The organism is Streptomyces ureilyticus (assembly GCF_011045025.1).
Taxonomy (GTDB): Bacteria; Actinomycetota; Actinomycetes; order Streptomycetales; family Streptomycetaceae; genus Streptomyces; species Streptomyces ureilyticus.
The window spans coordinates 17,225-27,650 of record NZ_JAAKZX010000128.1 but is presented as its reverse complement, the minus strand read 5'-3'; the positions used below and the strand labels follow the sequence as shown (position 1 = coordinate 27,650).

General features: G+C 70.2%; 12 protein-coding genes. 8 read left to right on the top strand and 4 right to left on the bottom strand.

All coding sequences use genetic code 11. The features are described 5' to 3' along the window. Positions 1-339: 339 nt before the first annotated feature. The 4 genes from ybaK to G6048_RS31410 all read right to left on the bottom strand — a co-directional run bounded on the left by ybaK (position 340) and on the right by G6048_RS31410 (position 4,515). Entirely contained in the window at positions 340-843 is a 504-nt protein-coding gene (ybaK, locus tag G6048_RS31425; protein ID WP_165342986.1) for a Cys-tRNA(Pro) deacylase, read from the bottom strand. A gap of 17 nt (positions 844-860) precedes the next feature. Further along, positions 861-1,601: an LON peptidase substrate-binding domain-containing protein gene (locus G6048_RS31420; protein ID WP_165342985.1), complete on the bottom strand. Its 741-nt coding sequence runs from the start codon at positions 1,599-1,601 to the stop codon at positions 861-863. Positions 1,602-1,612: 11 nt separating this feature from the next. Next, positions 1,613-2,659 (bottom strand): hypothetical protein, encoded by a 1,047-nt coding sequence (locus G6048_RS31415; protein ID WP_165342984.1) that lies wholly within the window; start codon positions 2,657-2,659, stop codon positions 1,613-1,615. A 263-nt stretch (positions 2,660-2,922) separates the two neighbouring features. Continuing rightward, positions 2,923-4,515 (bottom strand): oxidoreductase, encoded by a 1,593-nt coding sequence (locus G6048_RS31410; RefSeq protein ID WP_165342983.1) that lies wholly within the window; start codon positions 4,513-4,515, stop codon positions 2,923-2,925. A 175-nt stretch (positions 4,516-4,690) separates the two neighbouring features. Here G6048_RS31410 and hisD point away from each other — a divergent pair, with 175 nt between their 5' ends. From hisD to hisF, 8 genes are read left to right on the top strand one after another with little or no spacing between them, the layout of a single operon-like run. Next, complete coding sequence (gene hisD / locus G6048_RS31405; protein ID WP_165342982.1) at positions 4,691-6,013, top strand: histidinol dehydrogenase; 1,323 nt, start codon at positions 4,691-4,693, stop codon at positions 6,011-6,013. After that, entirely contained in the window at positions 6,010-7,116 is a 1,107-nt protein-coding gene (locus tag G6048_RS31400) for a histidinol-phosphate transaminase (protein ID WP_165342981.1), read from the top strand. The genes hisD and G6048_RS31400 overlap by 4 nt, the downstream gene beginning before the upstream one ends. Beyond that, complete coding sequence (hisB, locus tag G6048_RS31395; protein ID WP_151479224.1) at positions 7,113-7,706, top strand: imidazoleglycerol-phosphate dehydratase HisB; 594 nt, start codon at positions 7,113-7,115, stop codon at positions 7,704-7,706. Before G6048_RS31400 ends, hisB begins: the two co-directional genes overlap by 4 nt. Before the next feature lie 4 nt (positions 7,707-7,710). After that, complete coding sequence (locus G6048_RS31390) at positions 7,711-7,875, top strand: hypothetical protein (RefSeq protein WP_033318048.1); 165 nt, start codon at positions 7,711-7,713, stop codon at positions 7,873-7,875. Further along, the gene (hisH, locus tag G6048_RS31385; protein WP_165342980.1) at positions 7,866-8,516 is read left to right on the top strand and encodes an imidazole glycerol phosphate synthase subunit HisH; all 651 of its coding nucleotides are present in this window, start codon (positions 7,866-7,868) and stop codon (positions 8,514-8,516) included. The genes G6048_RS31390 and hisH overlap by 10 nt, the downstream gene beginning before the upstream one ends. Next, positions 8,516-9,256, top strand: coding sequence for a bifunctional 1-(5-phosphoribosyl)-5-((5-phosphoribosylamino)methylideneamino)imidazole-4-carboxamide isomerase/phosphoribosylanthranilate isomerase PriA (gene priA / locus G6048_RS31380; RefSeq protein ID WP_165342979.1), 741 nt, complete (start codon positions 8,516-8,518; stop codon positions 9,254-9,256). Before hisH ends, priA begins: the two co-directional genes overlap by 1 nt. Next, the gene (locus tag G6048_RS31375; protein WP_165342978.1) at positions 9,253-9,666 is read left to right on the top strand and encodes a RidA family protein; all 414 of its coding nucleotides are present in this window, start codon (positions 9,253-9,255) and stop codon (positions 9,664-9,666) included. Before priA ends, G6048_RS31375 begins: the two co-directional genes overlap by 4 nt. Continuing rightward, entirely contained in the window at positions 9,663-10,418 is a 756-nt protein-coding gene (gene hisF / locus G6048_RS31370) for an imidazole glycerol phosphate synthase subunit HisF (RefSeq protein WP_165342977.1), read from the top strand. Before G6048_RS31375 ends, hisF begins: the two co-directional genes overlap by 4 nt. Positions 10,419-10,426: the final 8 nt, after the last annotated feature.

The following is a 10,426-nucleotide window of genomic DNA, read 5'->3' as shown; positions in this document are numbered from 1 at the left end:
ATAAGAGACAGTCCCATACCAAGGGGCTCCGCCCCTGGACCCCGCTGGGGCTGCGCCCCCAGACCCCCATCGGCTTGAACGGCCTCGTCCTCAAACGCCGGACGGGCTGATTGGGGCTGGGCTTGGCTGAACAGTGCAGGGGAGTTCAGGTGAGTGCAGGCGGGCGGCTGCTGCCACCCCAGCGGTAGTTACCGCCCCAGCGGCTGCTACCGCCCGCCCTTCTCCCTACGCGGGCCTGTGGCCATGGTTCGAGCGGCCCTTCTTCGTGCGCCACTTGCGTTTGCGTGTTTTCTTCGACATGTTTTCGGTTTAGCCGAGAATGCGGCATTCGTCGAGTGGTCACGCGCGGGCGATCGGTGCCGAGGTCGCTTCCGTGAGCTTGGTCAGGTCGTTGGGGGAGAGTTCGACTTCCAGGCCGCGGCGGCCCGCCGAGACGCAGATCGTGGCGTGGGCGTCGGCCGAGGAGTCCAGGACCGTGCGGAGCTTTTTGCGCTGGCCCAGGGGGGAGATGCCGCCGCGGACGTAGCCTGTCGTGCGTTCCGCCGCTGCAGGGTCGGCCATCGTGGCGCGTTTGCCGCCCACCGCCGCGGCCAGGGCCTTCAGGTCGAGGGAGCCTGCCACGGGGACCACGGCCACCGCGAGCTCGCCGTCGACCTCCGCCACCAGGGTCTTGAAGACGCGGTCGGGGGAGACGTTCATCGCCTCGGCCGCCTCCTCGCCGTACGACGGGCGGGAGGGGTCGTGCTCGTACGCGTGCATGGTGTACGCGACGCCCGCCGCCGTCAGGGCCACCGTCGCGGGCGTACCCCCGGACTGCTGCTGTTTCTTCGACTTCTTCGCCAACGGAACCAAGCCTTACGTCAGTTGAGACTCGTCGGCCCGCGGGTCAGCTCCGTCGCGGGCAGTGAGGGCAGGTTACGGATGATCGCCGTCTCCGCGCGCAGCAATTTCAGCTCCTCGCGCAGACGGGACGCCGTGTCCGGGGCCTGGAGCAGGCGCTGCTTCGCCGGGACGTCCAGCATCGCCGCCGCCGCTACCAGGTAGGAGACGACGGACGGCTCGTCCGGCAGCTCGCCGCCCGTCGACAGGGACCGTTCGCGCGCCCCGGCCAGCCGCTTCTGGTACTGGCGGAAGGCCCGCAGTACCCCCTCTGCCAGTGCCCCGGCCTCGTCTCCCGGGTCCTCCTCCAGCTCTTCCAGCTCAGCCGTCAGGAAGGCGCCGGACGTGTCCACCGAGAGCAGCCGTACGCGCCTCGTCCCGGTGGCCAGCACCTCGAAGCTGCCGTCGGCCCGCTCCCGGATGGTCGCCGCGTCCGCGATACAGCCCACCTTGTGGAGGGCCTGCGCGGGATCGTCGCCGAAACCGGCCGCGGGCCCGCGCTCCGGTACGGCCGTCTGGTCCGGCAGCCCAGGCGCGCTCGGCGCGACCTCGTGGCCGTCGCGGATCGCGACGACGGCGAACCGGCGCGGTTCGTCCTCGGGAGTCTTCAGCAATTCGCGCATCATGGCGCGATAGCGCTCCTCGAAGATGTTCAGGGGCAGGACGAGCCCCGGGAACAGCACCGAGTTCAGGGGGAAGAGCGGCAGCCGGACGGTGGTCACGACGCAAAAGCCTAATGGTCGCCCGGGTCGGCGGGTTCGCCGTGGTCACTCAGTGGACGCGTGGGCTCCGTCCTGCGTAGCCGGAACGGCGTGCGCGCGGCCACCTCCAGCCGTACACCGTCCCGGAGTTCGAGGAACTGGCCGAGCGGGTCGTCCGAGATCCGGTCCCAGGGGAACGAGGTGGCGTACGGCCCGATCCGGCGCAGCTGTGTCAGCGCGTCCTCCCAGCGTTCGAGCCGGATCAGCACGTACGTCAGCAGGTTGCGGACCTGGGCGGGCCACGGGTCGGCGGGCGCGTACTCCTGCGACAGGGCGATCGCGAGATCGGCCGCCGCGTCCAGGCGCTCGCGCGGCACCGCGCACCTGCCGCTCTCCTCGGTCAGATACGCGAAGGCCGCGCGCACGGGGAGTGCTTGGACGAGGGAGCCCGGCAGCGCGTCCTGCGCGGCCCGCTCGGCGAAGTCGAAGCACTCGCGGTGCGAGCCGTACCAGGCGGCGGACAGGTACTGGAGGGCGGACACATGGCAGCCGTAGTGGTGCGGGGAACGGCGTACGGCCTCGGCCCACAGGTCCTCGAACTCGGTGTGCGGCGCGTTCGTACCCCGGGCGTGGTCCAGCGCGATCCGCCACGGCACCGGATCGAGCGGGTCGGCCTCGGCGGCCGTGGTGATCAACGGCGCGACCTGGCGCAGCAGTTCGGCACGGGCCGGCGACTCCCAGCCCTGGCACACCGCCAGTTCGGCCTTGACCAGCAGCGCGTCGGGGTCGTGCGGGGCCGCGTACCGCCAGAGGGCGAACCACTCGGGGCGGGAGCGCGCGAAGGCGGCGAGACGCGTGGCGTACCGGTCGCGGTCCTCCCACTCGGCGGCCTCCCGCGTGGTGGCGAGCAGCTTGGCCGCGGGCTCGTACTCGCCCTGGCCCGCGGCGACCAACGCCGGCGCGAGCCGCTCGTCCGGGGCGTCGAGCAGCACCTCGTCGTCACGGGGCAGGCCGACGGCGAGCGGGGAGGTGTTCCGCGCCATCCGGGCGGTACGGATGAACGCGCGTAGCAGTGCCATTTTTGTGGCACCTCCCTTTGCGCCTGAGCCGGAGCGGCTCTCGCGGTACCGCGAGAGCCGCTCCGCCGGAAATGTGGTTCGCAACTGCGGGTCCGTCGTGGCCGGTCGCGCCCCCGGCGGAGCCGCAGACGTCACAGCCCCGCGCCCCTAAGAGGCCTGCGGCCTCCTTAGGGCGCGCCCTCTGACGTCGTGTCGCTCAATTCATGCTTGCGGTGAGAAGACGGTCGAAATGCGGCCATGGTTGTGCGCGTTCAGATTACGGTTCAGCCCCGGCGGAGCAGCCGTGTCGCGCCCGCCGCCACCGCTGTTGCCAGGATCCAGCCGAGAAGGATCACCGCGGCGGCCAGCCACTGCCAGCCGCCGTGCAACTGCCAGTAGCCCACCTGGCCGAGGTCGATGACGGGCAGGAGCAGGTCCAGGGCGAAGAGGGAGGGGTTCCACGGCGGATGCTCGCCCGTCTTGATCGGCGGATGGTCGGCGTGGCGGAACGCTAGCGAGGTCGCCGCCCACAGCACCGCCATCCACAGGGCGGCCCGTGCCGGGCGGTACCCGTAGGCGACCGTCCAGTCCTGTACGTATCCCCAGAGCCTGGCCGCGGGCGGCAGGAACTCGCGGCGATGGCGCTGCTTGGCGAGCAGTACCTCGCGTGCGTCCTCCTCCTCGCCGCCGTCGCGCAGCACGGCCGCCAGCCGCTCGTACGGCTCCGGGTTGTACTCGGGGGTCGCGGCGGCCACCCACTCCAGGCGCCTGGCGAGCGGGAACGGGCCGCGCGGCACGAGGTTCTCGTACTGGAAGCCGCCCATCTGCAACTGGCCCGCGCCAGGCCAACTGGTCGCGGCGTCCATGAGGTTGACGACCCGGGCGCCGGAGAGCACGACCCGCCCGCGCCGCGGCCGCTCCCCGAGGAAGCGCAGCTCGGGAACCTGCACCCGGCGCAGCGATATCTCCTGGTCGTCCCTGAGAACGAAGCGGGCCTGCTCGAAATCCACCGCGTCCCCGAACCGCCCGTCGTCCAGCCGGATCCCGCCCTCGCACGCGAACCGCTGCACGCGCGTTCCGCGCGCCGGAGTCCTGCCGCTGGTCTGCCGCGGATTACCGACGCCCGCGGGCGTCATATAGAGCGTGCGCTCCACGGTCAGCTGCGGGGCGTTCAGCGCCAGCCGGTCGTACGGGTTCTTCAGCCGGCTGCCGCGCAGACTGAGCGAGACGCCGACCGTGGCGCCGCGCAGGCTCAACTCGCCGTCGGACTCCAGCATTTCGGCTTGGAGGTCCTGGCCGACGGTGATCCCGTCGCCGGTGATCGAGCGGCCGTGCCGGTCCCGGTGGACCACGGCCTGGTTGAGCAGCAGATCTGTGCCGATGTGGGCATCGGTGAGGCGTACGCCGTGGTGGAAGCGGCAGCGCGGCAGATGCAGATCGCCCTCGGTGTGCAGCCGGGCCGCCTCGAGCCGCGGCACCGAGCAGCCGACCAGGCGCACGGTCGTGAACCGGGCCTCCGGCAGCAGGAGTTCCTTCTCGAAACGGCAGCCCTTCATCTCGACATACGGGACGATCGTGCCGCCCGCGAGATCGAGTACGCCGGTGATCTGGATGCCGGTCAGCTTCAGGGACGAGACGCGGCCGTCCAGCGCGGGCGGCCCGTTCAGCAGCAACATCGCCACGACGCGGGCCCGCACACTCCGCTCCAGGCCCCAGGGACGGCCACCGTGCGGATCGTCCACACTGGGGTCCCCGGTGCGCAGGTCGAACACGCTGCCGCTGCGGAACGCCTGCCACATTCCCGTCTCGGCGGCGGTGAGATCCTCCGGCGGATCCACGTCCCGGACCCCGTCCCGGATGCCGACACCCTCAGTCACGGCCACCCGCTTCCTCTGCTACTCATGCCAGTCAGTGTTCGTACAGCTGTTCATGTGATGCCCGCTGAGTGGCCGTCCGAACACTCAGAGTGAAGGTGATCTGTGGAGTCCGGCGTCGTCCCAGCGATTGATACAGCCGTCCGGCGGCCGATCCCTGTCTGAGAGAATTGGCCACGTGATCTCTCGAATCGATCTGCGCGGCGACGCCCTCCCCGAGGGCCCCGCCTTGCGCGACCTGCTGCCCCGAGCCGACTTCGACGTCTCGGCCGCCCTGGAGAAGGTGCGTCCGATCTGCGAGGCCGTGCACCATCGGGGCGACGCGGCGCTGATCGACTACGCGGAGAAGTTCGACGGGGTCAAGCTCGACCAGGTGCGGGTGCCCGCCGCGGCGCTCGACCGCGCACTCGAAGAGCTCGACCCGGCCGTGCGCGCGGCCCTCGAGGAGTCCATCCGTCGCACCCGCATCGTCCACCGCGAGCAGCGCCGCACCAGCCACACCACCCAGGTCGTGCCTGGCGGCATGGTGACCGAGAAGTGGGTGCCGGTCGAGCGGGTCGGGCTGTACGCACCGGGCGGCCGCTCGGTGTACCCGTCCTCCGTGATCATGAACGTCGTCCCCGCGCAAGAGGCCGGCGTCGGCTCCGTAGCTCTCGCCTCGCCCGCCCAGGCCGAGTTCAACGGCCTCCCACACCCGACGATCCTCGCCGCCTGCGCGCTGCTCGGCGTCGACGAGGTGTACGCGGCGGGCGGCGCCACCGCGGTCGCGATGTTCGCGTACGGCACCGAGTCCTGCCCGCCCGCCAACATGGTCACCGGCCCCGGCAATATCTGGGTCGCCGCCGCCAAGCGGTACTTCACAGGCCTCATCGGCATCGACTCCGAGGCCGGCCCGACCGAGATCGCGATCCTCGCGGACGAGACCGCCGACCCGGTGCACGTCGCCGCCGACCTGATCAGCCAGGCCGAGCACGACCCGCTCGCGGCGGCCGTCCTGGTCACGGACTCCGTGGCGCTGGCCGACGCCGTCGCGAAGGAACTCGAGCCGCAGGTCGCCGCCACCAAGCACATCGAGGACCGGATCACCCCTGCACTCGCGGGCCGGCAGTCCGCGATCGTGCTGGTCTCCGGCGTGGACGAGGGCCTGCGGGTCGTGAACGCGTACGGCGCGGAGCACCTGGAGATCCAGACGGCCGACGCCGCCTCGGTGGCCGACCGCGTGACGAACGCGGGCGCGATCTTCATCGGCCCCTGGGCGCCCGTCTCGCTGGGCGACTACGCGGCGGGCTCCAACCACGTCCTCCCGACCGGCGGTTGCGCCTGCCACTCCTCGGGGCTCAGCGTCCAGTCCTTCCTGCGCGGCATCCACATCGTCGACTACACGCGCGACGCCCTCGCCGAGGTGGCGCACCACGTGGTGACGCTCGCCGAGGCCGAGGACCTGCCCGCGCACGGTGCGGCGATCAAGGCGCGGTTCGACTGGAAGGTGCCGAACAAATGACCGGCATCGACGATCTCCCCGTACGGGACGAGCTGCGCGGCAAGTCCCCCTACGGCGCGCCCCAACTCGACGTCCCCGTACGCCTGAACACCAACGAGAACCCGTACGCGCTGCCCGAACCCCTCGTCGAGCGGATCGCCGAGCGGGTGCGCGAGGCCGCCCGGAACCTCAACCGCTACCCCGACCGGGACGCGGTGGAGCTGCGCACCGAACTGGCCAAGTACCTGACGGACACGGGCAAGTACGCGGTCGGCCTCGAGAACGTCTGGGCGGCCAACGGCTCGAACGAGGTCATCCAGCAGCTGCTGCAGACCTTCGGCGGGCCGGACCGTACGGCGATCGGCTTCGAGCCCTCGTACTCGATGCACGGCCTGATCGCGCGCGGCACGGGCACCGGCTGGATCTCCGGCCCCCGCAACGACGACTTCACGGTCGATCTCGCCGCCGCCGAGCGGGCGATCGCCGAGCACCGGCCGGACATCGTCTTCATCACGACCCCCAACAACCCCACGGGCAACGCGGTTCCGCCCGAGACAGTCATCGCGCTGTACGAGGCCGCGCAGGCGGCGAAGCCGTCCATGGTGGTCGTGGACGAGGCGTACATCGAGTTCAGTCACGGTGACTCGCTGCTGCCGCTGCTCGAAGGCCGGCCGCATCTGGTCGTCTCGCGGACCATGTCGAAGGCGTTCGGCGCGGCCGGGCTGCGCCTCGGCTATCTCGCCGCACACCCGGCGGTGGTGGACGCCGTCCAGCTCGTACGGCTGCCGTATCACCTGTCGGCGGTCACGCAGGCGACCGCGCTGGCCGCGCTGGAGCACACCGACACGCTGCTGGGATACGTGGAGCAGCTGAAGGCCGAGCGGGACCGGCTGGTCGCCGAGTTGCGCGCGATCGGCTACGAAGTGACCGAGTCCGACGCCAACTTCGTGCAGTTCGGGCGGTTCGCCGACTCCCATGAGGTCTGGCAGAAGATCCTCGACCGGGGCGTCCTGGTCCGGGACAACGGCGTACCGGGGTGGCTGCGGGTCAGCGCCGGTACACCCGAAGAGAACGACGCGTTCCTCGACGCGGTACGTGAACTCAAGAAGGAGCAGAACGCATGAGCCGCGTAGGCCGTGTCGAACGGAACACCAAGGAAACGTCCGTCGTCGTCGAGATCGACCTCGACGGCAGCGGAAAGGTCGATGTGTCGACCGGGGTCGGCTTCTACGACCACATGCTCGACCAGCTCGGCCGGCACGGTCTGTTCGACCTGACCGTGAAGACGGAGGGCGATCTGCACATCGACTCGCACCACACCATCGAGGACACGGCTCTTGCGCTGGGCGCGGCCTTCAAGCAGGCGCTCGGCGACAAGGTGGGGATCTACCGCTTCGGCAACTGCACGGTCCCGCTGGACGAGTCGCTCGCCCAGGTGACCGTCGACCTGTCCGGCCGCCCCTACCTCGTGCACACGGAGCCCGAGAAGATGGCGCCGATGATCGGCGAGTACGACACCACGATGACCCGGCACATCCTGGAGTCCTTCGTCGCCCAGGCGCAGATCGCGCTGCACGTCCACGTGCCCTACGGGCGTAACGCGCACCACATCGTGGAGTGCCAGTTCAAGGCGCTGGCGCGGGCGCTGCGTTACGCCTCCGAGCGTGACCCGCGGGCCGCCGGCATCCTGCCGTCCACGAAGGGCGCACTGTAAAGCCATGAACGGCCTGTCCACCGTACTGATCGTCGTCGGGCTCTTCCTGGTCGGCGGCATCATCTCCTTCGCCAAGCAGCAGATGCCGAAGAGCCTCATCGTGCTGCTCTCCATCGGTGCCGCGATGTGTCTCGTGGCGGGGATCCTCCGGCTGGAGGTATGGAATTGAGTGCCCCTTCGAAACGAGTGGTCGTCTTTGACTACGGCTTTGGGAACGTACGGTCCGCCGAACGCGCCCTCGCGCGCGCGGGTGCCGAGGTCGAGATAACCCGCGACTTCGACAAGGCCATGAACGCGGACGGGCTGCTGGTGCCCGGAGTCGGCGCCTTCGCCTCCTGTATGAAGGGCCTTACCGAAGCCCGCGGCAACTGGATCATCGACCGCCGGCTGTCGGGCGGGCGCCCCGTGATGGGTATCTGCGTCGGTATGCAGATCCTGTTCGCGCGCGGCATCGAGCACGGCGTGGAGACCGAGGGCCTGGACGAATGGCCCGGCTCGGTCGAGCCGCTCCAGGCCGACATCGTGCCGCACATGGGCTGGAACACCGTTGCGGCACCGGCTGGTTCGGAGCTGTTCGCGGGCCTGGACGCCGACGCCCGCTTCTACTTCGTGCACTCGTACGCCGTCCACGACTGGTCCCTGGAGACCGCGAACCCGGCGATGCGGGCGCCCCTGGTGACCTGGTCGACGCACGGCAAGCCCTTCGTGGCGGCCGTGGAGAACGGCGCGCTGTGGGCGACGCAGTTCCACCCCGAGAAGTCCGGCGACGCCGGAGCGCAGCTGCTGAAGAACTGGATCGGAACCCTCTGATGACGTCGAATCCCTCTGGGAAGCTCGAACTCCTCCCCGCCGTCGACGTCCGTGACGGCCAGGCGGTCCGCCTGGTGCACGGCGAGTCCGGTACGGAGACCTCGTACGGCTCTCCCCTGGAGGCCGCTCTCGCCTGGCAGCGGGCGGGTGCCGAGTGGCTGCATCTGGTGGACCTGGACGCGGCGTTCGGGACGGGCGACAACCGCGAGCTGATCGCCGAGGTCGCGAAGGCCATGGACATCAAGGTGGAGCTGTCCGGCGGCATCCGGGACGACGCTTCGCTGGCCGCCGCCCTGGCCACCGGCTGTACGCGCGTGAACCTGGGCACGGCCGCCCTGGAGACCCCCGAGTGGGTCGCCAAGGTCATCGCCGAGCACGGCGACAAGATCGCGGTCGGTCTCGACGTACGCGGTACGACGCTGCGCGGCCGCGGCTGGACCCGTGACGGCGGCGACCTGTACGAGACGCTGGAGCGCCTCAACAAGGAGGGCTGCGCGCGCTACGTGGTGACGGACATCGCCAAGGACGGCACGCTCCAGGGCCCGAACCTGGAGCTGCTGCGCAACGTGTGCGCGGCGACGGACCGCCCGGTGGTGGCCTCCGGCGGGGTGTCCTCCCTGGACGACCTCCGGGCCATCGCCGAACTCGTACCCCTCGGTGTCGAGGGCTCCATCGTCGGGAAGGCGCTGTACGCGAAGGCGTTCACTCTGGAAGAGGCCTTGGAGGCGGTAGCCAAGTGAGCGACGTACGACGCGTCGTGACCGGCGCGCCCTGGGAGGAGAACTTCGGGTACTCACGAGCGGTGGAGCTGCCGAACGGCCTGGTGCTCGTCTCCGGCTGCACGTCCATCGTGGACGGCCAGATCGCCGGAGGCGGCCCTTACGAGCAGACGATCAACTCCTTCAAGGTCGCGTTCGCCGCGCTGGAGCAACTGGGTCTCGGCCGCGACGACGTCGTGCGTACGCGCATGTACATCACCCACGCCCGGGACGTGGACGACATCGGACGTGCTCACAAGGAGCTGTTCGACTCCGTCAGGCCCGCCGCATCCATGATCATCGTCTCCGGCTTCGTGGACCCCAGCCTGGTCGTCGAGGTCGAGGTGGAGGCGTTCCGCCCCGGCGGAGAACACGGAGAGCCCACAGCATGACCCTCGCCGTACGAGTCATTCCCTGCCTGGACGTCGACAACGGCCGGGTCGTCAAGGGCGTCAACTTCCAGAACCTGCGCGACGCGGGCGATCCCGTCGAGATGGCGAAGGTGTACGACGCCGAGGGCGCCGACGAGCTGACGTTCCTGGACATCACGGCCTCGTCGGGCAACCGCGAGACGACGTACGACGTGGTGCGGCGCACGGCGGAGCAGGTGTTCATTCCGCTGACGGTCGGCGGCGGGGTCCGTACGACCGAGGACGTCGACAAGCTGCTGCGGGCGGGCGCGGACAAGGTGGGCGTGAACACGGCCGCGATCGCCCGCCCGGAACTGATCCGGGAGATCGCCGAACGCTTCGGCCGCCAAGTCCTCGTCCTGTCGGTCGACGCACGCAGGACCCCGTCCGGAAGCTTCGAGGTGACGACGCACGGTGGTCGCAAGGGCACAGGCATCGACGCCGTCGAATGGGCGCACCAGGCGGCCGAGTTGGGCGCGGGCGAGATCCTGCTCAACTCGATGGACGCGGACGGCACGAAGGACGGCTACGACATCGAGATGATCGAGGCGGTACGCAAGCACGTCACCGTCCCGCTGATCGCCAGCGGCGGCGCCGGACAGCTCGCCGACTTCCCGCCGGCGATCAGCGCCGGAGCGGACGCGGTGCTCGCGGCCTCCGTCTTCCACTTCGGTGACCTGCGGATCGGCCAGGTGAAGGAGACGTTGCGGGGGGCGGGGCATCCCGTGCGGTAGCCAGGGGC